Genomic DNA, 23,710 nt, shown 5'->3' with positions numbered 1-23,710 from the left:
TCGGGGGCTTCCCGATCGCTATTCGGCACTTAAGCCGTTAAATCACTTTTTCGCCAGTTCCTGGTTTAATGTCCAGAGTTCCAGGCGTTCTTCATTACTTAAACCATGGGTGCGCTCACGAGCGATTAACTCTTCCTGGCGCAGTTCAAGCAACGAATCAAACATATGGTTGAGTGAGTCGGTGAAGGTTTGCTCAGCAATATTCTTATCTGCTATATCGTCCCACATCGACAGTTTTTCAAGGGTGGCAGCATTATTTGTACCACGATAGTGCTCTAAAAGTTGCCCGGTGGTCAGACCTGGCTGAGAGAGACAAGTGTTGACCAGTTCTCTGAATAAGCCAAGTCCAGGAAGCTTATTTTGATCCAGATTCTCAAGCGGCGGGACTAACGTCGCTAATTCTGGATTTTGCACCAGCAACCCTATAAGTATACGCATGGTCGTGCGTTTTAGCTGCGGAACAGGACGAGAAACGCCGTTCTCTGCTGCTTTCGGCATTAATCGTTCAAGCTGGCTGTCATCAAGTATGCCTAACTTGTTGCCTAATTCCTGACGAAGATAGATGCGCAGCGTTTCTCCTGGCACCTGAGAAATCAGTGGCAGCGCCAGCGTACTTAAACGTGCGCGCCCGTCAGGGGTACTCAGGTCAACCTGCGGCATCAGGCTGTTAAACAGAAACGCGGAGAGCGGCATTGCCTGCTCCATTCGCGCTTCAAACGCCTCTTTACCCTCTTTGCGCACCAGTGTGTCTGGGTCTTCGCCATCGGGTAAAAACATAAAGCGTAACTGACGGCCGTCTGTCATATAAGGCAGCGCAGTTTCCAGCGCCCGCCAGGCGGCATCGCGACCTGCACGGTCGCCGTCATAACAGCAAATGACATTGTTGGTCGCGCGGAACAATAACTGAATGTGATCGGCAGTGGTTGACGTACCCAGCGATGCAACGGCGTAATTAATACCGTATTGCGCCAGAGCCACCACGTCCATATAGCCTTCGACCACCAACAGACGCTGGGGTTCAGCGTTATCCTGCTGCGCTTCATAAAGACCGTAAAGCTGGCGGCCTTTATGAAAAATATCAGTTTCCGGCGAGTTCAGGTATTTTGGGGTATCGTTGCCGAGCACGCGCCCGCCAAAACCAATCACCCGACTGCGCTTATCGCGAATAGGGAACATCACCCGCTCGCGGAAACGATCGTAACTGCGACCCTGATCGTTGGTGACCAACATGCCCGCATCAATCAATGACTGGCGATTTTCTGGATTGCCGCCAAACCGTTTCAGGACGTTGTCCCAGCCGGGGGGCGCAAAACCAATCGCAAAGCGGGCGATGACCTCGTGGCTTAATCCGCGTTTTTCCAGATACTGGCGCGCAGATGTGGCAACAGGTTGTTGTAAAGATTGTTGGTAAAACGTATTCAGACCGTCCATCAACTGATAAAGCGTTTGCCGTTGATGGCGCTCTATCTGGCTGGGGCCGCTGCCTGCTTCAAATGGCACTTCAAGATTGTGCATTGCTGCCAACTCTTCGACCGTTTCGACGAACTCAAGCTTGTCGTAGTTCATCAGAAAGTCGATCGCGTTGCCGTGCGCGCCACATCCAAAGCAGTGGTAAAACTGTTTCTCACCGTTGACGGTGAATGACGGGGTTTTCTCGTTGTGGAATGGACAACACGCGTGAAAATTCTTGCCCTGCTTTTTCAGCTTCACACGGGCGTCGATCAGATCGACGATGTCAGTGCGTGCCAGCAGATCATTAATGAATACGCGTGGGATTCGTCCAGCCATAGGCCCCGATTTTTAGCAATTCATAAACGAAAATAAGCCGCGCATTCCTTTCGGAAGCACGGCCTTACAACTACAACTCGGTCTGATCGGAGAGCAACGCTCTCAGGGAATTAGTACAGACGAGTACGGCGTGCGTTTTCGCGAGCCAGTTTCTTCGCGTGACGTTTCACTGCAGAAGCTTTAGCGCGCTTACGTTCGGTAGTCGGTTTTTCATAGAACTCACGACGACGAACTTCCGCCAGAACACCTGCTTTTTCGCAGGAACGCTTGAAGCGACGCAGAGCTACGTCGAACGGCTCGTTTTCACGTACTTTAATTACCGGCATGTGCCTCTCACCTTTGATTAATTCGGTTTGCCGCTGGCATCAACGCCAGCTTATTTCAAAATGGTGCGGAATTTTACTGCAATTGCTGCTGCTTTGTAAAGCACCGCGACCTCTTTTGAAAGGGACTTTTATAAGGGTGAGGAGTATACACGAGGCTTTCTCCAGGGGCGAACAAAGTTTTACATCAACCCGCATTGGTCCTACACTGCGCGGTAATAAAGCGAGGTAAAACAAGTCATGCGTGTACTGGGTATTGAAACTTCCTGCGATGAAACCGGCATCGCCATTTACGACGATGAAAAAGGTTTGTTAGCCAACCAATTGTATAGTCAGGTGAAATTACACGCTGACTATGGCGGCGTGGTGCCTGAACTGGCCTCCCGCGATCACGTGCGTAAAACCGTACCGTTGATCCAGGCGGCGCTGAAAGAGTCTGGTTTGACGGCAAAAGATATTGATGCCGTGGCCTATACCGCAGGCCCAGGATTAGTCGGCGCGCTGCTGGTTGGTGCGACCGTGGGACGTTCTCTGGCGTTTGCCTGGAACGTTCCGGCGATTCCGGTGCACCATATGGAAGGGCATCTGTTAGCACCGATGCTGGAAGATAACCCGCCGGAATTTCCGTTTGTCGCATTGCTGGTTTCCGGCGGTCATACGCAGTTAATCAGCGTTACCGGCATTGGTCAGTATGAGCTGCTCGGCGAGTCCATTGATGATGCCGCTGGTGAAGCGTTTGATAAAACCGCGAAGCTGCTGGGGCTGGATTATCCAGGCGGGCCGCTGCTGTCGAAAATGGCGGCTCAGGGTACTGCCGGGCGCTTTGTCTTCCCGCGTCCGATGACCGACCGTCCGGGGCTGGATTTCAGCTTTTCTGGTCTGAAAACCTTCGCCGCGAACACGATTCGTGATAACGGCACCGACGACCAGACGCGTGCTGATATCGCCCGCGCTTTTGAAGATGCGGTGGTCGATACGCTGATGATTAAGTGTAAGCGTGCGCTGGATCAGACGGGCTTTAAGCGACTGGTAATGGCAGGCGGCGTGAGTGCTAACCGCACGCTGCGGGCGAAACTGGCGGAAATGATGAAAAAGCGTCGCGGCGAAGTGTTCTACGCGCGTCCGGAATTTTGTACTGATAACGGCGCGATGATCGCCTATGCCGGAATGGTGCGGTTTAAAGCAGGCGCGACGGCGGATCTCGGCGTTAGCGTGCGTCCGCGCTGGCCGCTGGCGGAGTTACCCGCTGCGTAAAACTCTCGGGTGCCGGAGAGCAATTTCCGGCACCGTCCTCACTTAAAGCAACACCACGGGCATCCACAGTAAGCCGGTAATCACCAGCAACACGAGGAATATCAGCCCAAAAATCGCCCCCAGTCGCCAGTAATCCACCGTTGGCAGATAACCACTACCGTAGTAAATCGGACTGGGCCCGGTGGCGTATGGCGTAAGAATGCTCCCCAGACCAATTGCCGCGCCAACCATCAGGCAGAACACCGGCAGCGGGATTTCCGGCATCGCCAGCGCGGCGGCAATCATCATCGGCGCGAGAGCGGAGGTATACGCCGTGGCGCTGGCAAAAAAGTAGCGCAGCAGATAAAACACCACAATCAACGCCATCATCACCATCGTCGGCGAATAACCGCTTAAGCTGCCTGCTAACAGTTTGCCAAACCAGCTAATAAAACCGGTGTTGTTGAGTCCGGTGGCGAGGGTGATTAGCGAGGCCAGCCAGAAGAAAACGTTCCACGCTGCTTTATTACTGACAATATCGTCCCAGCTGATAATGCGCAGAAGCAGCATCAGTGCCACCACGCTGTAACCGACCATCGCAGCATCGATATAATCACCGCCGAAAATCCACAGAACCAGCGCGCCCACCATCAGCCCCAGCATCCGTTTTTCACGCGAACAGAGTGGCCCCATCGCTTGCAGCTCCGTCTCTGCCCAACGCGGCACCTGATCACCAGACTTCAGTACCGGTGGGTATAGCACGTAAGCCAGCCAGGGAACCAGCAGAACCAGTAAAATACTGAGCGGCAACATCCCGAGGAACCAGTCGCCCCAACTCAGCGTGGCGTGAGATGCGCTTTTCATCAGTCCAATTAGCAGCAAGTTAGGTGCCATCGCCGTCAGGAAAATGGCGCTGGTCACACAATCGGCAACAATCCCCATCCACATGATGTAGGAGCCAATGCTGCGCGAACTGCTGTCGTTCGGCTGTGATTGATAGAGCGGCGGCAGGTTACGGATGATGGGATAGATAATCCCCGCACCGCGCGCTGAGTTGGAAGGTGTTACAGGTGCAAGGACTAACTCGGAGAACATCACCGCATAGCCGAGAAACAGCGTGCGATGCCCCATCTTTTTCACCAGAATCAGCGCAATGCGACGTCCAAGTCCGGTTTTTTCATAGCCAGTGCCAAACATAAAGGCGGCGAAAATCAGCCAGATAACCGAATTAGAAAAACCGGAAACGGCCCACGAGAGGGATTTTGCAGTGAATTTAAAGCCTGGCTGAGCGAGCTGCTCCGGGCTGAACAGCAGCCAGGGAGAGAGTATGGCGATGATGGATATACCCACCATCGCCACCACGGCACCAGGCACGGGTTCGAGGATCAGTCCAACGATCACGCCAGTAAAAACAGCAAAGTAGAGCCATGTATGACTCTCCAGCCCTGCGGGAACCGGAAGTAGAGCAATAATGGCGATGACCGCCAGCGGTGCGAGATATCGCCACCATTCAGTGGAAGGTTTCATCGTGTTATGCCTGCGAAAAAGGAGAGGGGGCGAACCTCTCCGTGAGGGTTATTTGATGTAGTGGACGTGCTCGCAGATCTCTTCCACGATGGGATCGCGGCGTTCGGCGAACAGCTTTTTGTTTTCGGCTATCAGGTTGTTGCCGTGGGTATCAATAGAGACAATCAGCGGCCCAAACTCTTTAACCCGGCAGACCCACAACGACTCCGGCATTCCGAGTTCTGTCCAGTGCACCTCTTCAATCTCTTCCACCTGGGTTGCCGCCAGTACTGCGCAGCCTGCCGGGAAAATCACATGCAGCGCCTTGAATTTCTGGCAACCTTCTTCAGTCAGCGGCCCCATTCCGCCTTTGCCGACCACCAGTTTCACGCCGGTCTGTTCGATAAATTCACGTTCAAAACTTTCCATCCGCATACTGGTTGTTGGGCCGACGGATACCATCTCCCATTTGTCGCCATTTTTGCGCACGATGGGGCCAGCGTGGAAAATCGCTTTGCCGTTGAGATCGTAAGGGATCGGACGTTTCAGTTCGATCAGGCGGCGGTGACAAACGTCGCGGCAAGTCACCAGCGTACCGGTCAGGTAGATCACATCGCCGACGCGAATATCTTGCAGATCTTCAGCTTTGATCGGGGTTGTCAGGATCTTTTTCATAACGCGCTCCGGGTGTGAGAAAGGTTTTCAAAGGAGAGATCGGCATGAACCAGCAGCGTACCGCGACGATGCGCCCAGCAGCCGGTAGAGACAGCGACGCCGATGGTAGACGGATGGCGAGCGGCAGATTCGATATGCACGCCCATCACTGAACTGTTGCCAGTCAGCCCTTGTGGACCAATCCCCAGACGGTTGAGTCCTTCCTCCAGGCGTAGCTCCAGCTCTGCCGCTTTCGGATTGGGATGGCGGCTGCCAATCGGGCGCAAAATGGCTTTACGTGAGAGCACGGCGGCGGTTTCCACCGAGGTGGCGATGCCTACACCTACCAGTACCGGTGGACAGGCGTTTACGGCGAGGGTGGAGATATTTTCGAAGACGAATTTCACCACGCCTTCGTAGCCTTCCGATGGCATTAACACTTTTGAGCGGCCAGGTAGCGTGCAGCCGCCGCCAGCCATGTAAACTTCGATTTCCGCGTCGTCACCGTCGGGGACGATATCCCAGGTAACCCACGGTACGCCGCTACCGGTATTTTTGCCGGTGTTCACTTCGTCAAAAATTTCCACCGCGTTGTGGCGCAGTGGCGCTTTGACGGTCGCCTCTTCCACGGCTTGCTTAAGAATGCTTTGCAGTTCGCCAAGCAGCGGGAAACGGGAACCGACCTTAACAAAAAACATGATTTCGCCGGTGTCCTGACAGGCCGGGCGATTCAGGTCGATCGCTTTTTGCATGTTATCGAACATCGTGTGGTAGATGATTTTCCCCATCGACGACGTTTCGGCGTCCCGAAGCTGTTTTAGTTTATCCACTACGTCATCAGGCATTCGGGTAGAAATCATGGCGGTAAAGTTAGCGACAATATCCGTCAACTTATTCACTGCCTGTTGTTTATTACATTCGCTCATCATGGCAACTCCAGTTTTTCTATTTGTCTGGAAAAATTCACCACCACAAACTACCACTAAAAATGTGGTTTTATATTTCTTGCCGCCGTGAAAATGTAATTAACAGTTCGTGAATCAACACGAAAATAAGAATGAATATTGCGCCAGAGCAGGGAATGGAAATGTTTTGCGAAATACACTGAGCCAGTCAAAATTGCGGATAGTTAACGATGCTGAATAGCTGGCCTTTAGCCAAAGACTTGCAGGTACTGGTAGAAATCGTCCATAGCGGCAGTTTTAGTGCCGCAGCGGCGACGCTTGGGCAGACGCCCGCATTTGTCACCAAACGAATCCAAATCCTTGAAAACACGCTGGCAACGACGCTACTTAACCGCTCCGCTCGCGGCGTGGCACTGACTGAAAGTGGCCAACGTTGTTACGAACATGCGCTGGAAATCCTCACCCAATATCAGCGACTGGTCGATGACGTCACGCAAATCAAAACGCGCCCGGAGGGGATGATTCGTATTGGCTGTAGTTTTGGTTTTGGGCGCAGTTATATTGCACCAGCCATTACCGAACTGATGCGCAATTACCCTGAGTTACAGGTGCATTTTGAATTGTTCGATCGGCAAATTGATTTAGTGCAGGATAATATTGATCTGGATATTCGTATTAATGATGAAATCCCTGATTATTATATTGCGCATCTTTTGACAAAAAATAAAAGAATATTATGCGCAGCACCTGAGTATCTGCAAAAATATTCCCAGCCACAATCCTTACAGGAATTAAGTCGTCATGACTGTCTGGTGACCAAAGAGCGCGATATGACCCACGGAATATGGGAGTTGGGGAACGGTCAGGAGAAAAAATCGGTGAAGGTAAGCGGGCATCTTTCCTCCAACAGCGGTGAGATAGTGCTGCAATGGGCACTGGAAGGTAAAGGGATTATGCTGCGTTCCGAATGGGATGTGCTGCCGTTTCTGGAGAGTGGCAAACTGGTGCGAGTATTGCCGGAATATGCACAAAGCGCCAATATCTGGGCTGTCTATCGGGAGCCACTCTATCGCAGTATGAAGTTGCGCGTCTGCGTAGAGTTTCTGGCGGCGTGGTGCCAGCAACGGCTGGGCAAGCCCGCCGAAGGCTATCAGGTTTTGTAAACCTGCCAGAAATCACTGCGGATCTTTTTCGCGCTTTCTTTTAAATTTCGTCCAGATTTTTGTCTCCTGGCGACGCCACAGACGCTGGATGTTGTCATGATGACGCAGCAGGATCAGGCAAGAGAGCATAGAAACCGGAAAGGTGAATTGTGGCTTAAACCACCAGACATAAAACGGAGCAATCAGTGCGCTGACAATCGCTCCCAGCGACGAATAACCGCTGAGTAAAATGGTTAACAGCCAGGTTCCCGCCATCACACCCGTTAAATCCCAGCCAATTGGTGCGATTGCGCCAAAAGCGGTGGCAACGCCTTTTCCCCCTTTAAAACCGAAGAAAACCGGCCAGATGTGTCCAAGACAGGCGGCGATGGCAATTAAGCCTAGCCAGAAGGGGCTGACACCTAATTCATACGCGCCCCAGACGGGTAACATTCCTTTCAGAACGTCGAAAATCAGCACTGCTACGGCTGCTCCCTTGCCACCGATACGTAACACATTGGTGGCGCCGGGATTGCCGGAGCCGCTGGTTCGCGGATCGGGCAGCCCACACAAGCGGCAAACCAGAATGGCACTGGAAATGGAGCCGCAGAGGTACGCGATGAGGATCATTCCAGGCGCGATTGCACTCATAAGCTGTTCCGTTTTGAAAATTCGTGTTCAACGATGAATCTGTGGATAATACGCACATTTCGCCGGAAGTGGTATCCGGTTAGCCAAAAAGCAGGCAGGACGTGATGGATATTGTATTTATAGAGCAACTTTCGGTAATCACCACTATTGGTGTTTACGACTGGGAACAGACCATCGAACAGAAGTTGGTGTTCGATATCGAAATGGCGTGGGATAACCGTAAAGCGGCGAAAAGCGATGATGTGGCGGATTGTCTCAGCTACGCTGACATTGCCGAAACGGTGGTCAGCCACGTCGAGGGCGCGCGTTTTGCACTGGTGGAACGCGTGGCGGAAGAGGTGGCGGAGCTGCTGTTGACTCGCTTTAACTCGCCGTGGGTGCGTATCAAACTCAGCAAGCCAGGCGCAGTGGCGCGTGCGGCGAATGTTGGCGTCATCATTGAGCGTGGCAATAATCTGAAAGAAAATAATTAATTTTACAGCTGTTAAACCAAACGGTTATAACCTGGTCATACTGCAGTAGTTCGGACAAGCGGTACATTTTTATAATTTAGGGGTTTATTGATGAGCGATATGCACTCGCTGCTGATAGCGGCAATATTGGGTGTGGTCGAAGGATTGACAGAATTTCTGCCGGTATCCAGCACGGGCCATATGATTATTGTCGGTCATTTGTTGGGATTTGAGGGCGACACGGCGAAAACCTTTGAAGTCGTGATCCAGTTAGGATCAATTCTGGCGGTAGTAGTGATGTTCTGGCGGCGTCTGTTTGGCCTGATTGGCATTCACTTTGGGCGTCCGTTGCAGCACGAAGGAGAAAGCAAAGGTCGGTTAACGCTGATCCACATTTTGCTGGGGATGATCCCGGCGGTGGTACTGGGGCTATTGTTCCACGATACGATTAAGTCGTTGTTTAACCCGATAAATGTGATGTATGCGCTGGTTGTTGGCGGTCTGTTGCTGATTGCCGCTGAATGCCTGAAGCCGAAAGAGCCGCGTGCGCCGGGTCTGGATGATATGACGTATCGTCAGGCGTTTATGATTGGCTGTTTCCAGTGTCTGGCGCTGTGGCCGGGTTTCTCCCGTTCCGGGGCGACCATTTCAGGTGGGATGCTGATGGGGGTGAGCCGTTACGCTGCTTCCGAGTTCTCGTTCCTGCTGGCGGTGCCTATGATGATGGGCGCAACGGCGCTCGATCTCTACAAAAGCTGGGGCTTCCTGACAACCGGCGATATCCCGATGTTTGCCGTTGGGTTTATCACCGCCTTCGTAGTGGCACTGATTGCGATTAAAACCTTCCTGCAACTGATTAAGCGCATTTCGTTTATCCCGTTCGCCATTTATCGCTTTATTGTGGCGGCTGCGGTGTACGTTGTGTTCTTTTGATTGAGAAAAGGTTCGGGAGCAGGCCTGGTTTTCTCCCTCGCTCTGTAGGGAGAAGGCCGGGGTGAGGGTGATTGTTCGCACCGGTGCTGGTCTGTTCCCCTCACCCTAACCCTCTCCCCGAAGGGGCGAGGGGACGGTTCGTGCTAACGTTTAGTTTTATACTCATTCAGGCTTTGGGCAACGTTGTTCCTTCCAGCTGGCTACCGCCGCAATCCTCCGTCGGGTCAGCTCCTCGCGAATCTCCACACCTTTAAATCCCGCTTCAACGACGGCTTTTGTTGGTACTGACTGTGCCACTTCCCAGGCCTCGCGCAACCAGCGGCCTTGCGGGTAGTCCGCCGATTCAAAACCGGTTCTGCCGCGCACGTCAGCCTCGCTGGTCAGCGCCAGTTGCTCGACACGCTGCGGTTTACGCCAGGCGTCAATGGAATCAAATAATTTGACGATGGTTTTTGGGTTCAGCATTGGGAAGGTGTGGATGAGATCGTGAAACTCAGCCACCAGTCTGGCTAAATCGCGAATTTCATTTGGCACGCGCAGACGCTGGCATAGTTGTTCCACTAACTTAACACCCGCCGGGCCATGACCATGATGACGCGGCCAGAGTTCTGGCGGCGTCAGTCCTTTACCGAGATCGTGGCATAAAGTTGCGAAACGGACATCGACCTGCGGACTCAGCATCGCCGCCATTGAGAGCGTCATTAAGGTGTGAATACCGGTATCGATTTCCGGGTGCCATTTCGCCGGAGCGGGGACACCAAACAACGCGTCGATCTCCGGGAATAAAACGCGTAGTGCGCCGCAATCACGCAATACCTGGAAGAAAACTTGCGGATTGCGTGTGGTGAGGGCGCTTTCCGTCTCTTTCCACACCCGTTCAGGTGTCAGGTGTTCCAGTTCACCTGCGTGGGTCATCTCGCGCATCAGCGCCAGAGTTTCATCGGCAATACGAAAACCAAGGTGGGCATAACGCGCAGCAAAACGCGCCACGCGCAGTACGCGTAACGGATCTTCGCCAAAAGCGGGGGAAACATGGCGCAACAGACGATTTTGCAGATCGCCCAGACCGTTGTACGGGTCGATAATCTCGCCGTTATCGTCCTGGGCCAGCGCATTAATGGTCAGATCGCGACGCTTAAGATCATCTTCCAGCGTGACATCCGGTGCGGCATAGCAGGTAAAACCGGTGTAACCGGAACCGGATTTCCGTTCGGTACGTGCCAGCGCATACTCTTCATGCGTTTGCGGATGCAGAAAAACAGGAAAATCGCGGCCTACCTGCTGGTAGCCCGCGTCGAGCATCTCCTGTGGCGTACTGCCGACCACCACCCAATCTCTGTCTTTGACCGGTAGCCCTAACAATGCATCCCGAACCGCACCACCGACCAGATAAATCTTCACGCCATCTTCCCTTCGTCAAATACACAATTCCTAATAATAAGACAGTGCAACGAAGAAGGCGATTTAGTTCATCCAGCGATCTTTACGTTTGCGCGTTGGGATCAGGTGCGGCAATACCAGACCGAGCAGCAAGCCAAGTCCCAGCACGCCGCCACCATACATAAACCACTGCATGATGATGGTGCGCTGTTTGTCATCCAGCTGAACGCTGGCGGCATCGACTTTTTTCTGCGCTACAATCAGTTCGTTTTTCAGCTTCTGATTTTCTTCTTTTAACCCGTTGATCACACTGTCGCTCTGCGCCACTTTTTGCTGCATTTCTGCGGTGCGCTGATTCCAGGTGTTATCGATATTGGTGAGCTTATCGGTCAGAGTTCTGACCTGATTTTCCAGATCTGGCACGCGGGAGCGCAGGCTTGGCTCAGTACTCAGTTGTTTCAACGGGATCCAGGCGGTACGGCCGGAGCTGTCTTTCACCTGGGCATAATTGGTGTTGGCGTCAGTTTGTAATAATGTCACTTCTTCACCGGCGTTCACGGTGCCCACGAGGCGATAATGATCTCCCGGACCACTGCGAACCCAGGTATTCAGTTCGTCAGAAACATAGCGTTTTTCTTCCGCGTGAGAGACGGCAGTGGCGCTAAGCGCGAGTAAAGTTAGTGCGATCAGGCGTAATTTTGGCATCAGGCTGTCGTTATTGTCATGGAAAGTGGAACGATAGTAGTGGCATCAGTGTTGCTGCGCAAAGCATTCGGTATCAATCAGAATCCTCTGTGTCAGCTTTTGCCACTGTCTCAAACTTTTACGCCCGTCAAAATGCTCGTTGCATGGCAATTTGGCGCAAAATACTATCTACTGACAAAAAAGATCGCATTTAGTTCGCCGTTCATCGTCACTTATGTGACATAACCGATAAGTAAAGGCCATGGCTCAGGAAATCGAATTAAAGTTTATTGTTAATCACAGTGCCGTTGAGGCGTTGCGTGACCATCTCAATACGCTGGGCGGCGAGCATCATGATCCCGTGCAGTTACTGAACATTTACTACGAAACGCCGGATAACTGGCTGCGTGGGCACGACATGGGGCTGCGTATTCGTGGCGAAAACGGTCGCTATGAGATGACCATGAAAGTTGCCGGACGGGTAACGGGCGGATTGCACCAGCGCCCGGAATATAACGTGGCGTTGAGTGAACCGACGCTCGATCTGGCGCAGTTACCGACGGAAGTCTGGCCAAACGGTGAGTTACCTGCCGATCTCGCGTCCCGCGTGCAGCCGCTGTTCAGCACCGATTTTTATCGCGAAAAATGGCTGGTGGAGGTCGATGGCAGCCAGATTGAAATCGCTCTCGATCAGGGCGAGGTGAAAGCCGGTGAATTTGCTGAACCTATCTGTGAGCTGGAACTGGAGCTGCTTAGCGGTGAAACGCGCGCGGTGCTGAAACTGGCGAACCAACTGGTATCGCAAACCGGATTACGCCAGGGCAGCCTGAGTAAAGCAGCGCGTGGCTATCATCTGGCGCAGGGCAATCCCACGCGTGAAATCAAACCTACCACCATTCTGCATGTTGCGGCAAAAGCCGATGTGGAACAGGGGCTGGAAGCGGCGCTGGAGCTGGCGTTAGCGCAATGGCAATATCATGAAGAGCTGTGGGTGCGCGGCAACGATGCGGCGAAAGAGCAGGTGCTGGCAGCCATCGGTCTTGTTCGCCATACGCTGATGCTGTTCGGTGGTATTGTGCCAAGAAAAGCGAGCACTCACTTACGTGACCTGCTGACCCAATGCGAAGCGACGATTGCGTCTGCGGTTTCTGCCGTGACGGCGGTCTACTCTACCGAAACGGCGATGGCGAAACTGGCGTTGACCGAATGGCTGGTCAGCAAAGCCTGGCAGCCGTTTTTAGATGCCAAAGCGCAAAGTAAAATGAGCGACTCCTTTAAACGCTTTGCCGATATCCATCTTTCCCGCCATGCCGCTGAACTGAAAAGCGTTTTTTGCCAACCGTTGGGCGATCGCTACCGTGACCAGTTACCACGTCTGACGCGTGACATTGACTCAATACTGTTGCTGGCGGGTTACTACGATCCTCTCGTTGCGCAAGCCTGGCTGGAGAACTGGCAGGGACTGCGTCACGCCATTGCGACCGGGCAACGCATTGAAATTGAACATTTCCGTAATGAGGCAAACAATCAGGAACCGTTCTGGTTGCACAGCGGAAAACGTTAATCAGGCAAGGATAAAATCGCTTATGAAGCCGCTCTCTTCACCGTTACAGCAGTACTGGCAGACCGTTGTTGAGCGGCTGCCAGCGCCTTTAGCCGAGGAATCACTTAGCACACAGGCGAAGTCAGTACTTACTTTTAGTGATTTTGTGCAGGACAGCGTAATTGCGCATCCAGAGTGGCTAACGGAACTGGAAAGCCAGCCGCCGCAGGCCGACGAATGGCAGCATTACGCTGCATGGTTGCAGAAGGCGCTCAGTGATGTAAGCGATGAAGTCAGTTTAATGCGCGAGCTGCGGCTGTTCCGGCGGCGCATTATGGTGCGCATCGCCTGGGCGCAAACTCTGGCGCTGGTGACTGAAGAGAGCATTTTGCAGCAGCTCAGCCATCTGGCGGAGACGCTGATTGTCGCGGCGCGTGACTGGCTATATGAAGCCTGCTGTCGCGAGTGGGGAACGCCGTGCAATGCGCAGGGCGAAGCGCAACCGCTGCTGATTTTAGGCATGGGTAAGCTGGGCGGTGGGGAACTGAATTTCTCCTCAGATATCGATCTGATTTTTGCCTGGCCGGAACATGGCTGTACGCAGGGCGGACGCCGCGAACTGGATAACGCTCAGTTCTTTACCCGCATGGGCCAGCGGCTGATTAAAGTGTTGGATCAACCGACGCAAGATGGCTTTGTCTATCGCGTGGATATGCGTCTGCGTCCGTTTGGCGAAAGCGGCCCGCTGGTGTTGAGTTTTGCGGCGCTGGAAGATTATTACCAGGAGCAGGGGCGCGACTGGGAGCGTTATGCGATGGTCAAGGCGCGGATTATGGGCGATAGCGATGGCGTCTATGCTAACGAATTGCGTGCGATGCTGCGTCCGTTTGTTTTCCGCCGTTACATCGATTTCAGCGTCATCCAGTCGCTGCGCAACATGAAAGGGATGATTGCCCGTGAAGTGCGTCGACGCGGTTTGACCGACAACATCAAACTTGGCGCGGGCGGTATTCGCGAAATTGAATTTATCGTCCAGGTGTTCCAGCTCATTCGCGGCGGACGTGAACCGTCGCTGCAATCGCGCTCTTTACTGCCGACACTCAGCGCCATTGCCGCACTGCATCTGCTTTCTGAAAATGATGCCGAACAATTGCGAGTGGCATATCTGTTCCTGCGGCGTCTGGAAAACCTACTGCAAAGCATTAACGACGAACAAACCCAGACTCTTCCCGCTGATGAGCTTAACCGTGCGCGGCTGGCGTGGGCGATGGACTTCGCTGACTGGTCGCAATTGACCGGGGCGTTGACCGGACATATGACCAATGTGCGCCGGGTATTTAATGAACTGATTGGCGACGATGAAAGCGAAACTCAGGAAGAGTCGCTGTCGGAACAGTGGCGTGAGCTGTGGCAGGATGCGTTGCAGGAAGATGACACTACGCCAGTGCTGGCGCATCTTAGCGAAGATGATCGCAAAAAGGTGCTGACGCTGATTGCTGATTTCCGCAAAGAGCTGGATAAGCGCACAATCGGGCCGAGAGGACGTCAGGTGCTCGACCATCTGATGCCATATCTGCTAAGTGATGTCTGTGCGCGTGAAGACGCTGCTGTCACGCTGTCGCGCATTACCGCCTTGTTGGTGGGGATTGTTACTCGCACCACTTATCTTGAGTTGCTTAGTGAATTTCCGGCGGCACTTAAGCATTTGATTTCTCTGTGTGCCGCATCGCCGATGATTGCCAGCCAACTGGCGCGTTATCCATTATTGCTGGATGAACTGCTCGATCCAAATACCCTCTACCAACCGACGGCGACCGATGCCTACCGCGATGAGTTGCGCCAGTATTTGCTGCGCGTGCCGGAAGATGACGAAGAGCAACAGCTTGAGGCGCTGCGTCAGTTCAAACAGGCGCAGCTGTTACGCATCGCCGCAGCGGATATCGCCGGTACGCTACCGGTGATGAAAGTGAGCGATCACTTAACCTGGCTGGCGGAAGCCATGATAGATGCTGTCGTTCAGCAGGCGTGGGTTCAAATGGTCGCCCGCTACGGTAAACCGAATCACTTAAACGAACGTGAAGGCCGTGGTTTTGCGGTGGTCGGCTACGGTAAGCTGGGCGGCTGGGAGTTAGGTTACAGTTCCGATCTTGACCTTATCTTCCTCCATGATTGCCCAATGGATTCGATGACTGACGGCGAGCGGGAAATCGATGGGCGGCAATTTTATCTGCGTCTGGCGCAACGCATTATGCATCTGTTTAGTACGCGCACTTCTTCCGGCATTTTGTACGAAGTGGATGCGCGGCTGCGTCCGTCCGGGGCTGCGGGAATGCTGGTGACATCCGCTGAAGCGTTTGCTGATTATCAGAAAAACGAGGCCTGGACGTGGGAACATCAGGCACTGGTTCGTGCGCGTGTGGTATATGGCGATCCACAGCTCACTGCGTACTTTGACGCGGTGCGTCGGGAAATTATGATGCTGCCGCGTGAAAGTAAAACTCTGCAAACGGAAGTACGGGAAATGCGTGAGAAAATGCGCGCTCATCTCGGCAATAAACATCGCGATCGCTTTGATATCAAAGCCGATGAAGGCGGAATTACCGATATCGAATTTATTACTCAATATCTGGTGTTGCGCTACGCTCATGAAAAACCGAAGTTAACGCGTTGGTCAGACAACGTGCGCATTCTGGAACTGCTGGCGCAAAACGACATTATGGAAGAGCAGGAAGCGATGGCGCTGACCCGTGCTTACACGACGCTGCGCGATGAACTTCATCATCTGGCGTTACAGGAATTACCGGGTCATGTGCCGGAGGAGTGCTTCACCGCAGAGCGTGAACTGGTGCGGGCAAGCTGGCAGAAGTGGCTGGTGGAGGAATGAAGTGTGATATTATCGCGCGCAAATTTTGAATCTCTCAGGAGACAGGAATGAAAGTAACGCTGCCAGAGTTTGAACGTGCAGGAGTGATGGTGGTTGGTGATGTGATGCTGGATCGTTACTGGTACGGTCCCACCAGCCGTATCTCGCCGGAAGCGCCGGTGCCCGTGGTTAAAGTTAATACCATTGAAGAACGTCCGGGCGGCGCAGCCAACGTGGCGATGAACATCGCTTCTCTTGGTGCTAACGCTCGCCTGGTCGGGTTGACCGGTATTGATGATGCGGCGCGTGCGCTGAGTAAATCACTGGCGGACGTCAACGTAAAATGCGACTTCGTTTCTGTGCCAACGCATCCGACCATCACCAAACTGCGGGTGCTTTCCCGTAACCAACAGTTGATCCGCCTGGATTTCGAAGAAGGTTTCGAAGGTGTTGATCCGCAGCCGCTGCATGAGCGGATTAATCAGGCGCTAAGTTCGATTGGCGCGCTGGTGCTTTCTGACTACGCCAAAGGTGCGCTGGCAAGCGTGCAGCAGATGATCCAACTGGCGCGTAAGGCGGGCGTTCCGGTGCTGATTGATCCAAAAGGCACCGATTTTGAACGTTACCGTGGCGCTACGCTGCTGACGCCAAATCTCTCAGAATTTGAAGCCGTTGTCGGTAAATGTAAGACCGAAGAAGAGATTGTTGAACGTGGCATGAAACTGATTGCCGATTACGAACTTTCTGCGCTGCTGGTGACCCGTTCAGAGCAGGGTATGTCGCTGCTGCAACCGGGTAAAGCGCCGCTGCATATGCCAACCCAGGCGCAGGAAGTGTATGACGTTACCGGTGCGGGTGACACGGTAATTGGTGTACTGGCGGCAACACTGGCGGCGGGTAATTCGCTGGAAGAAGCCTGCTTCTTTGCCAATGCGGCGGCGGGCGTAGTGGTCGGCAAACTGGGAACCTCCACGGTTTCGCCGATTGAGCTGGAAAACGCGGTGCGTGGACGTGCGGACACCGGCTTTGGCGTGATGACCGAAGAGGAACTGAAGCTGGCCGTAGCGGCGGCGCGTAAACGCGGTGAAAAAGTGGTAATGACCAACGGCGTCTTCGATATTCTCCATGCCGGGCATGTCTCCTATCTGGCAAACGCCCGCAAACTGGGTGACCGCCTGATTGTCGCAGTGAACAGCGATGCTTCCACCAAACGACTGAAAGGGGATTCTCGTCCGGTTAACCCGCTCGAACAGCGTATGATTGTGCTGGGCGCACTGGAAGCTGTCGACTGGGTGGTGTCGTTTGAAGAAGACACGCCGCAGCGCCTGATCGCCGGCATCTTGCCAGATCTGCTGGTGAAAGGCGGCGACTATAAACCGGAAGAGATCGCCGGGAGTGAAGAAGTCTGGGCCAACGGCGGTGAAGTGCTGGTGCTCAACTTTGAAGACGGTTGCTCGACGACCAATATCATCAAGAAGATCCAACAGGATAAAAAAGGCTAACCGGAAAGCGGTTCACAGATCTCGTTTCGTACCTGGCAGGCCTATTGACGCTGTTGTTTTTTCAACCTAGAGTAAAGGAACAAGGGTAAGGGAGGATTTCTCCCCCCTCTGATGAGTTGTTAGTAAGTCGGGAAACTTAACAGTAACAACACAACCAGTATGATGACGAACTTCATCATAACCCTTTCCTTCTGTAAGGCTCCTTCCTCGGGAGGGGCTTTCCCGTTTCAGCCCCTTACTGACTCCCCGATTGTTGATGAGCGGCAGACCCCGCGCAATGCTTTCTCTGATGCAGTTTTACCTTCCCCGAGCGGTCACGCAAAATGCTGCAACAACCTGATCAGTTGCAATTTTTAGGTAACCGACTCATTTAAACCGTCTTTCGCTCCCTTTTCCTGTTTCCGATACTAATGTCCATTTTCGCAGTAAAAGGACATTTAAGATGAACGCACGAAAGGCGCTACTGGCAGACAATCCGGAATTGATCCTGCGTGTGCTACAGCTCAGATTTGACGAATCACTGTCGTACCCGCGCATTTCTGCGCAGACAGGTGTCAGCAAAACCGCCATTTTTCTCTGGTGAGGCGATTTCACCAGGTATTCACTGACTGTCCCCTTTCCGGTGAATATTCCTGCAGGCAACTGGCCCGGGCTCTTTTCCCGGGGCGATATCCTTCAGCCCCGACAGTGACTCCGCCTGTGAAAGCAGAGAGAACCCGCCGGAACCAATTTTCACCGGAGTTTAAATGGAGACTTGTTCTGCAAACTCTTTTACCCGGTGCCTGTGTCGCATAAATAGCTTGTGAGAACGGAATCAACGATAACCTGCTCTTCAACTGGCGGCATCTCTGATGTAACGGCGGCCTGCAGCCGCCCGGCGAACATGAAACATCGCTGCTTCCCGTGACGTTAACTCCGGAGCCGGATAATAAAATCCCGGCACCAGTGCAGGTTGAGCAGATAAACACACCGACCGACAGTCTGTGCTGCGAGCTGGTTCTGCCAGCCGGAACCCTCAGGCTGAAAGGTGAACTGACGCCGGCGTTATTACAGACACGACCATAATGATTCACTGCTGTTCTTTTTGTAGCTTCTTATGCAATTCCTGCCAAACATCAATATACGACTCGCACATCTTACCTAACGTGAACTTAGGTCGATTAACACTATTGCGGAATATCTGCGCCTTCTGGTCTTCACGCAGTTGTTCTACATCAGACAGGAAGCAATAATTCGTTTCTGTATTGCAGCAATTGTCGGTTCACAAGCGTATTCCGTATCCATAACTAATCCCGGCGTGGCAATCAGTGCGCAGTTTGACAACAATGCTTCCAGCCCACCAATACCGTAGCTTTCCTGCATACTCGGGAAAACTACGATATCGGTTTCCGCCAGTGCCCGTATCTTCTCTAATTTCGAGGCCGGAAAGACCTATTACATCCATGCCTGTCTTGTTGAAGACGCTTATCTGCACAAGGGAGTGAATTACCGTCGTCTGCAGGAAATCAAATTTGAAATTCCGCAGGAGTAGCCCGCCGTGCCGGAAGGGGTGAAGCGGATGTACCGGGCACCGGAATTTGTCTGTAAAGACGCGCGGTTATTGATGAAGATAATGTTCTGCTCGGGCGCAATGAAATCGGTTATCAGGGGCTGGAATACCGTATTTTGTTATCCGGCGGACAAAAACTCCTGGTGGCGGGCGAGCAGATAATGGCCACGGCGTATCTGTTCGCGTGGAATAAACAGACGCAGGAAATGGAAAACAGCAACCCGCCGTCAAAATTCAATCAGCTCTACACAGTGACAGAGGTTGATATAAAATTGGGGGATCTGACGGATGTTATTGCCGCAGATGATCTGGCTGGCTATGGCACGCCGCCGCAGGGCGTGGATCAGAGCACGCAGAGAGTGGAATACTATTGCCAGAATAAGCAGGAATACTCTTATGTGTATTAGTCGCGACTTGATCTGACACTGAGCCTTGAAAGGTTGAGAGTTACCGGTTTTGATATGGGTGTCGAATCCTTATACAAAACACGAAGTAACTCTCATGCTTCATACTACCAATCCCGTTATCAAACACAAAGCCGGTTTGCTCAATCTGGCTGAAGAACTCAGTAACGTATCAAAAGCCTGTAAAATCATGGGCGTTTCGCGTGATACGTTTTATCGTTACCGCGAACTGGGCGATGAAGGCGGTGAATGCGCTGATTAATCGTAGTTGCCGCGCTCCTAACCTTAAGAACCGTACTGATGAGGCAACTGAACAGGCTGTTGTTGACTACGCCGTCGCTTTCCCGGCACACGGTCAGCACCGGACCAGCAACGAGCTGCGTAAAGAGGGCGTTTTTATCTCCGGCAGTGGTGTCCGTTCTGTCTGGTTACGCCATAACCTTGAGAATTTCAAAAAACGTCTGAAAGCACTGGAAGAAAAAGTAGCCCGTGATGGCATTGAGCTAACTGACAGCCAGATTGCAGCACTGGAGCGTAAAGCCAGTGATGACGAGGTCTGTGGCGAAATCGAAATGGCTCATCCGGGATATCTGGATGAGCAGGACATGTTCTATGTAGGCAACCTGAAAGGTGTCGGGCGTATTTATCAGCAGACGTTCGTTGATACGTACTCGAAAGTGGCTCACTGTAAGCTTTACGTCACCAAAACACCGATTACCGTGGCTGACTTACTGAACGATCGTGTACTGGCGTTTTATGCGTCTCATGGCCTGCCGATGCTGAGAATACTGACCGACAGAGGCACAGAGTACTGTGGCAAAGTAGAGCAGCATGATTATCAGCTTTATCTGGCAATAAACGACATAGAACACACGAAAACGAAGGCGATGTCCCCGCAGACCAACGGCATCTGCGAGCGGTTCCATAAAACAATACTGAACGAATTTTATCAACAAACGTTCCGTAAAAAACTGTACGGCGATCTTGATACATTACAGTCGACTCTTGATGAATGGCTGGCTCACTATAATAATGAGCGAACCCATCAGGGAAAAATGTGCAATGGGCGGACGCCAATGGAAACGTTACTTGATGGAAAGCGCATCTGGGCCGAGAAAAATTTAAGCCAGATGTAATCTGACAGATATCTGTATAAATAACCGGTAACTGTCAGCTCAGGTCTGAGCTAATACAAGTAAATTATTGCAGATTTCTTGTCGGGTATTTTTACCAGTTTTTAATTCGTCTCTGAACCACTGACAGTCATCATAAAATTCAAGCCAAACATCTGACTCACTGATGATGAAGAAGTAAATTTCTTTCATCTTTATGTTTTTTGGGGTCAACGCTCTGTTTTTATTTTGGGTCTGAATAATTAAGTTCAGTTGTATCCTGTAAGACTAAAACTCTTTTAAACTGTTGAGCCCTTTCAATGATGTTTTCTTTGTGAGGAGCCATGATTTTATCGGTAGAGACTTTATCATTTGAGAAACAGCGAGAAGCCGCCTTTGTTTCACTCCAGGTACGGCAGGAAACGGGAATATTTTCTTCTGGTGAACGACGGAGGATACTCAGGATATGCTTTACTCTTTTCTCAAGTCTTGAATCTCCCATATCCAGCGATTTTAGTTCCTGAATAACCCGGTTTTGCATAACACCTCTGAAATAATCTATGGTATTTTCAATACAATACTATCATTTCAACTTATGAGTAAGGGCATGGAATGCTAAACGGTGAACGATTCAGATGCTATTTTGTAGATTGGCGGAGAAGATCAAAAAAACGAAATAAACTCTATTTAATTCAGTCAGATAAGTATCACTATTAAGTATTTTGGAATAAATGGGGGCGGAACCCCTTATCAAAACATCATTCCAGCTAGGCGTTTCAATTCCCAAAAATTGTATTAATGCCAATCTGTTGTTCACTATTGCTGGATAGGATCATTTGTGTGGTCGTGTTTTGCTATTTTTTTATCTATTTGTTAGTTGAGGGTTTTGTATACTAATTATAGCATAATGGGGAGGAAAGTCTTATCGGTGTTTTAATATTTTGAAATGCCGTGCGGTAGCTATGTCATTTACTTTTATATGGGCATAATTGTACCATGCTAATTATTGCTAGTGACAGGTTATACTGCATTTGAAATCTATTCTCATCAAAAAGCTTTTATCTGAATTGATGAATTTTTCATGATAAAGGTATTTAAAAACTGACTGTAGGATAGCAAAAGTGAGTAATACACAACATAAACTCGATAAAGCCCGACCTCCACGAGTACAGATAACGTACGATGTTGAAACCGGAGCTGCCGAAACAGCGAAAGAGTTACCCCTTGTCATTGGGGTTTTAGGTGAATATTCATCATCAGAAAAACCATTGAGAGAACGAAAATTCATCAGTATAGACAAAGATAATTTTGATGAAGTTATGACATCAATGAGTCCGAAGGCTCATTTTATGGTGGATAGTGTTATCCCGGGCAATGAAGGGAAACTGAATGTCGAACTTATGTTTAATTGCAAAGACGATTTTTCTCCTGATAATGTGATTCAACAGGTCGAATGTCTTAAAAAGTTATCGGAATTGAGGTCTCACCTTTGTGACCTGCGCAACAGGGCTGCAAGTAATGAGAAACTGAAGGAAAAACTTCAGGAATTACTGGTGAATAATAATTGCGCTCCTGAAAATGGTGAAAGTAAGGAATGAACATGACAATTGCATCAACAGTAGGGCAGAATGAAACACAGTATGCTACAGATGATTGTCTTGAAGAAATTATAAATAATACCAGAGCTGTAAGACAGGATTCTGAAAAAAGCAGATTTAAATTGCAGGTTAATAATTTTCTTGCTGAAGTTGCCAGTGGTTCTTTAGTCATTAACAGTGATTTAATCGGTAGCATTGAAAAGCGAATTGCTGATATTGATAAGTTGATGTCTGAGCAGCTTAGTCTGATTATGCATGCAACTGAGTTTCAGAAAATAGAGTCAGCATGGACAGGACTTTATAAGCTGGTTCAGGCCAGTGTTAGTGAAAATGTAAAATACACGGTATTACACTGTACTAAAAAAGAGTTACTCAAAGATTTTAAATCAGCCTCAGATTTCGATCAGTCTGTATTATTTAAAAATATTTATGAAAGCGAATATGGAACGTTCGGGGGAACACCGTATTCTGCTTTTGTGGGTGACTTCTATTTCGATAATACACCACAGGATATTGATTTGCTGGAGCATATTTCTCATGTTGCTGCCAGTGCTCATGCCCCGTTTTTGAGTGCTATTGCTCCGGGTATGCTGTCTATGAATTCATTTAGCGAATTACCCTACCCGCGTGATCTGGCAAAATTGTTTGAAACAACAGATTATGCCCGTTGGCGTAGTTTCAGGCAGACAGATGACAGTCGTTATGTGGGACTGACTTTGCCACAGTCCCTGGGGCGTATTCCATATGGTATGAAGACTGTACCCGCCGAGACGTTTAATTTTGAAGAGCATATTAGTGAAGACAACTCTGGCAAAGACTATCTATGGGTAAATACAGCTTTTGAACTTGCCTGCCGGATAGTTGATGCTTTTGAGGAGTATGGCTGGTGTGCAGCAATTCGTGGTGTGGAAGGTGGTGGTTTGGTTAAATCATTGCCGGCCTATAATTATGTATCCCATACAGGTGAGCGACTTTTACAATGTCCGACTGAGGTTGCTATCTCAGACCGTAGGGAAAAAGAACTGTCAGATCTCGGATTTATTCCACTAGTTTACTGTAAGGGCACTGATTTTGCAGCATTTTTTGCTGTTCAGTCGGTGAACAAACCGCGACTGTATAATACTGATCAGGCTAATGCGAATGCAAAATTATCCAGCCAGCTTCAGTATATATTAGCAACGTCACGATTCGCACATTATCTGAAAGTGATTGTTCGTGACAAAGTGGGAAGTTTTATGTCTAGGACAGAATGTCAGACATATCTGCAAAATTGGATCATGCAATATGTTGTGGCATCAGATAACGCCGGTCAGGAGACAAAGGCTCGTTATCCATTACGTGAAGCATCTGTCGAAGTTGTTGAAATTACTGGAAGTCCAGGGTCTTATCGTGCAATTGCATGGATTAAACCTCATTTTCAGCTTGAGGGCTTAAGCATGTCATTGCGTCTTGTTGCAGATTTACCATCAAGTGTAAGTTAAGAGGTTA

The 23,710-nt window shown here is 50.9% G+C and carries 21 protein-coding genes and 2 pseudogenes; 12 read left to right on the top strand and 11 right to left on the bottom strand.

Annotated elements, in window-relative coordinates; genetic code table 11:
- Positions 1-42 precede the first annotated feature (42 nt).
- Complete coding sequence (dnaG, locus tag A7Z29_RS07535) at positions 43-1,788, bottom strand: DNA primase (RefSeq protein ID WP_032226322.1); 1,746 nt, start codon at positions 1,786-1,788, stop codon at positions 43-45.
- Positions 1,789-1,898: 110 nt separating this feature from the next.
- Positions 1,899-2,114 (bottom strand): 30S ribosomal protein S21, encoded by a 216-nt coding sequence (gene rpsU / locus A7Z29_RS07530; RefSeq protein ID WP_001144069.1) that lies wholly within the window; start codon positions 2,112-2,114, stop codon positions 1,899-1,901.
- Positions 2,115-2,351: 237 nt separating this feature from the next.
- On the opposite strand from rpsU, the gene tsaD reads away from it, so the two are divergent.
- Positions 2,352-3,365 carry a tRNA (adenosine(37)-N6)-threonylcarbamoyltransferase complex transferase subunit TsaD gene (gene tsaD, locus A7Z29_RS07520; RefSeq protein ID WP_001264365.1) on the top strand — a complete coding sequence of 338 codons (1,014 nt, stop codon included), beginning with the start codon at positions 2,352-2,354 and terminating at the stop codon, positions 3,363-3,365.
- A 42-nt stretch (positions 3,366-3,407) separates the two neighbouring features.
- On the opposite strand, the gene ttdT is transcribed toward tsaD, so the two are convergent.
- The 3 genes from ttdT to ttdA are packed head-to-tail and all read right to left on the bottom strand — an operon-like array spanning position 3,408 to position 6,433.
- Positions 3,408-4,871: an L-tartrate/succinate antiporter gene (gene ttdT / locus A7Z29_RS07515; RefSeq protein ID WP_105290049.1), complete on the bottom strand. Its 1,464-nt coding sequence runs from the start codon at positions 4,869-4,871 to the stop codon at positions 3,408-3,410.
- Between the two features lie 48 nt (positions 4,872-4,919).
- Positions 4,920-5,525, bottom strand: coding sequence for a L(+)-tartrate dehydratase subunit beta (ttdB, locus tag A7Z29_RS07510; RefSeq protein WP_000722957.1), 606 nt, complete (start codon positions 5,523-5,525; stop codon positions 4,920-4,922).
- A complete protein-coding gene (gene ttdA, locus A7Z29_RS07505) occupies positions 5,522-6,433 on the bottom strand; it encodes a L(+)-tartrate dehydratase subunit alpha (protein ID WP_000986723.1) in 912 nt (303 codons plus the stop codon). The genes ttdB and ttdA overlap by 4 nt, the downstream gene beginning before the upstream one ends.
- Positions 6,434-6,639: 206 nt before the next feature.
- Between ttdA and ttdR the strand changes: the two genes are divergently transcribed.
- A complete protein-coding gene (gene ttdR / locus A7Z29_RS07495) occupies positions 6,640-7,572 on the top strand; it encodes an L-tartrate utilization transcriptional activator TtdR (protein WP_000935221.1) in 933 nt (310 codons plus the stop codon).
- A gap of 12 nt (positions 7,573-7,584) precedes the next feature.
- On the opposite strand, the gene plsY is transcribed toward ttdR, so the two are convergent.
- Positions 7,585-8,202, bottom strand: coding sequence for a glycerol-3-phosphate 1-O-acyltransferase PlsY (plsY, locus tag A7Z29_RS07490; RefSeq protein WP_001272794.1), 618 nt, complete (start codon positions 8,200-8,202; stop codon positions 7,585-7,587).
- Between the two features lie 104 nt (positions 8,203-8,306).
- On the opposite strand from plsY, the gene folB reads away from it, so the two are divergent.
- Together folB and bacA are read left to right on the top strand one after the other, a co-directional pair.
- On the top strand, positions 8,307-8,675 hold the full coding sequence (folB, locus tag A7Z29_RS07485; protein ID WP_010347879.1) for a bifunctional dihydroneopterin aldolase/7,8-dihydroneopterin epimerase: 369 nt from the start codon (positions 8,307-8,309) through the stop codon (positions 8,673-8,675).
- Positions 8,676-8,765: 90 nt separating this feature from the next.
- The gene (gene bacA, locus A7Z29_RS07480; RefSeq protein ID WP_001305111.1) at positions 8,766-9,587 is read left to right on the top strand and encodes an undecaprenyl-diphosphate phosphatase; all 822 of its coding nucleotides are present in this window, start codon (positions 8,766-8,768) and stop codon (positions 9,585-9,587) included.
- Between the two features lie 162 nt (positions 9,588-9,749).
- Here the strand turns inward: bacA and cca are convergent, their stop codons facing one another.
- Positions 9,750-10,988, bottom strand: a complete 1,239-nt coding sequence (gene cca / locus A7Z29_RS07475; protein WP_000708487.1) for a fused tRNA nucleotidyltransferase/2',3'-cyclic phosphodiesterase/2' nucleotidase/phosphatase Cca — start codon at positions 10,986-10,988, stop codon at positions 9,750-9,752.
- Between the two features lie 63 nt (positions 10,989-11,051).
- A complete protein-coding gene (locus tag A7Z29_RS07470) occupies positions 11,052-11,672 on the bottom strand; it encodes a TIGR04211 family SH3 domain-containing protein (RefSeq protein WP_001125317.1) in 621 nt (206 codons plus the stop codon).
- A gap of 241 nt (positions 11,673-11,913) precedes the next feature.
- Here A7Z29_RS07470 and ygiF point away from each other — a divergent pair, with 241 nt between their 5' ends.
- From ygiF to hldE, 3 genes are read left to right on the top strand one after another with little or no spacing between them, the layout of a single operon-like run.
- On the top strand, positions 11,914-13,215 hold the full coding sequence (gene ygiF, locus A7Z29_RS07460) for an inorganic triphosphatase (protein ID WP_105290048.1): 1,302 nt from the start codon (positions 11,914-11,916) through the stop codon (positions 13,213-13,215).
- 22 nt (positions 13,216-13,237) lie between these two features.
- Positions 13,238-16,078 (top strand): bifunctional [glutamate--ammonia ligase]-adenylyl-L-tyrosine phosphorylase/[glutamate--ammonia-ligase] adenylyltransferase, encoded by a 2,841-nt coding sequence (gene glnE, locus A7Z29_RS07455; RefSeq protein WP_105290047.1) that lies wholly within the window; start codon positions 13,238-13,240, stop codon positions 16,076-16,078.
- A 47-nt stretch (positions 16,079-16,125) separates the two neighbouring features.
- Positions 16,126-17,559: a bifunctional D-glycero-beta-D-manno-heptose-7-phosphate kinase/D-glycero-beta-D-manno-heptose 1-phosphate adenylyltransferase HldE gene (gene hldE / locus A7Z29_RS07450; protein WP_000869176.1), complete on the top strand. Its 1,434-nt coding sequence runs from the start codon at positions 16,126-16,128 to the stop codon at positions 17,557-17,559.
- Positions 17,560-17,678: 119 nt separating this feature from the next.
- On the opposite strand, the gene ibsE is transcribed toward hldE, so the two are convergent.
- Positions 17,679-17,738 carry a type I toxin-antitoxin system Ibs family toxin gene (gene ibsE / locus A7Z29_RS07445; protein ID WP_001387082.1) on the bottom strand — a complete coding sequence of 20 codons (60 nt, stop codon included), beginning with the start codon at positions 17,736-17,738 and terminating at the stop codon, positions 17,679-17,681.
- A gap of 263 nt (positions 17,739-18,001) precedes the next feature.
- Between ibsE and tnpA the strand changes: the two are divergent.
- A pseudogene (gene tnpA, locus A7Z29_RS07435) lies at positions 18,002-18,624 on the top strand (IS66-like element accessory protein TnpA).
- 144 nt (positions 18,625-18,768) lie between these two features.
- On the opposite strand, the gene A7Z29_RS23470 reads toward tnpA, so the two are convergent.
- Positions 18,769-18,921, bottom strand: a complete 153-nt coding sequence (locus tag A7Z29_RS23470; RefSeq protein ID WP_198599419.1) for a hypothetical protein — start codon at positions 18,919-18,921, stop codon at positions 18,769-18,771.
- Positions 18,922-19,269: 348 nt separating this feature from the next.
- Here A7Z29_RS23470 and A7Z29_RS23380 point away from each other — a divergent pair, with 348 nt between their 5' ends.
- Positions 19,270-19,515 carry a hypothetical protein gene (locus tag A7Z29_RS23380; RefSeq protein WP_157944799.1) on the top strand — a complete coding sequence of 82 codons (246 nt, stop codon included), beginning with the start codon at positions 19,270-19,272 and terminating at the stop codon, positions 19,513-19,515.
- Positions 19,516-19,609: 94 nt separating this feature from the next.
- Positions 19,610-20,648, top strand: a pseudogene (locus A7Z29_RS07430) (IS481 family transposase).
- 220 nt (positions 20,649-20,868) lie between these two features.
- On the opposite strand, the gene A7Z29_RS23200 reads toward A7Z29_RS07430, so the two are convergent.
- Positions 20,869-21,165: an IS4/Tn5 family transposase DNA-binding protein gene (locus A7Z29_RS23200; RefSeq protein WP_123058402.1), complete on the bottom strand. Its 297-nt coding sequence runs from the start codon at positions 21,163-21,165 to the stop codon at positions 20,869-20,871.
- A gap of 580 nt (positions 21,166-21,745) precedes the next feature.
- Between A7Z29_RS23200 and tssB the strand changes: the two genes are divergently transcribed.
- Both tssB and tssC read left to right on the top strand, forming a co-directional pair.
- On the top strand, positions 21,746-22,222 hold the full coding sequence (gene tssB, locus A7Z29_RS07420) for a type VI secretion system contractile sheath small subunit (RefSeq protein ID WP_105290045.1): 477 nt from the start codon (positions 21,746-21,748) through the stop codon (positions 22,220-22,222).
- A gap of 2 nt (positions 22,223-22,224) precedes the next feature.
- The gene (gene tssC, locus A7Z29_RS07415) at positions 22,225-23,703 is read left to right on the top strand and encodes a type VI secretion system contractile sheath large subunit (RefSeq protein WP_105290044.1); all 1,479 of its coding nucleotides are present in this window, start codon (positions 22,225-22,227) and stop codon (positions 23,701-23,703) included.
- Positions 23,704-23,710 lie beyond the last annotated feature (7 nt).

Origin of the sequence: Escherichia sp. MOD1-EC6842, assembly GCF_002965705.1 — a bacterium.
In the GTDB taxonomy this organism is placed as follows: Bacteria; Pseudomonadota; Gammaproteobacteria; order Enterobacterales; family Enterobacteriaceae; genus Escherichia; species Escherichia ruysiae.
The sequence above is the reverse complement of the archived record's forward strand: the minus strand, read 5'-3'. Positions and strand labels throughout refer to the sequence as shown.

What these genes read in the sequence shown, in the direction of transcription:
- dnaG (WP_032226322.1), bottom strand. Translation starts at nt 1,788, where the DNA reads ATGGCTGGACGAATCCCACGCGTATTCATTAATGATCTGCTGGCACGC.
- rpsU (WP_001144069.1), bottom strand. Translation starts at nt 2,114, where the DNA reads ATGCCGGTAATTAAAGTACGTGAAAACGAGCCGTTCGACGTAGCTCTG.
- tsaD (WP_001264365.1), top strand. Translation starts at nt 2,352, where the DNA reads ATGCGTGTACTGGGTATTGAAACTTCCTGCGATGAAACCGGCATCGCC.
- ttdT (WP_105290049.1), bottom strand. Translation starts at nt 4,871, where the DNA reads ATGAAACCTTCCACTGAATGGTGGCGATATCTCGCACCGCTGGCGGTC.
- ttdB (WP_000722957.1), bottom strand. Translation starts at nt 5,525, where the DNA reads ATGAAAAAGATCCTGACAACCCCGATCAAAGCTGAAGATCTGCAAGAT.
- ttdA (WP_000986723.1), bottom strand. Translation starts at nt 6,433, where the DNA reads ATGATGAGCGAATGTAATAAACAACAGGCAGTGAATAAGTTGACGGAT.
- ttdR (WP_000935221.1), top strand. Translation starts at nt 6,640, where the DNA reads ATGCTGAATAGCTGGCCTTTAGCCAAAGACTTGCAGGTACTGGTAGAA.
- plsY (WP_001272794.1), bottom strand. Translation starts at nt 8,202, where the DNA reads ATGAGTGCAATCGCGCCTGGAATGATCCTCATCGCGTACCTCTGCGGC.
- folB (WP_010347879.1), top strand. Translation starts at nt 8,307, where the DNA reads ATGGATATTGTATTTATAGAGCAACTTTCGGTAATCACCACTATTGGT.
- bacA (WP_001305111.1), top strand. Translation starts at nt 8,766, where the DNA reads ATGAGCGATATGCACTCGCTGCTGATAGCGGCAATATTGGGTGTGGTC.
- A7Z29_RS07470 (WP_001125317.1), bottom strand. Translation starts at nt 11,672, where the DNA reads ATGCCAAAATTACGCCTGATCGCACTAACTTTACTCGCGCTTAGCGCC.
- ygiF (WP_105290048.1), top strand. Translation starts at nt 11,914, where the DNA reads ATGGCTCAGGAAATCGAATTAAAGTTTATTGTTAATCACAGTGCCGTT.
- glnE (WP_105290047.1), top strand. Translation starts at nt 13,238, where the DNA reads ATGAAGCCGCTCTCTTCACCGTTACAGCAGTACTGGCAGACCGTTGTT.
- hldE (WP_000869176.1), top strand. Translation starts at nt 16,126, where the DNA reads ATGAAAGTAACGCTGCCAGAGTTTGAACGTGCAGGAGTGATGGTGGTT.
- A7Z29_RS23470 (WP_198599419.1), bottom strand. Translation starts at nt 18,921, where the DNA reads ATGCAGGAAAGCTACGGTATTGGTGGGCTGGAAGCATTGTTGTCAAAC.
- A7Z29_RS23380 (WP_157944799.1), top strand. Translation starts at nt 19,270, where the DNA reads ATGGCCACGGCGTATCTGTTCGCGTGGAATAAACAGACGCAGGAAATG.
- A7Z29_RS23200 (WP_123058402.1), bottom strand. Translation starts at nt 21,165, where the DNA reads ATGCAAAACCGGGTTATTCAGGAACTAAAATCGCTGGATATGGGAGAT.
- tssC (WP_105290044.1), top strand. Translation starts at nt 22,225, where the DNA reads ATGACAATTGCATCAACAGTAGGGCAGAATGAAACACAGTATGCTACA.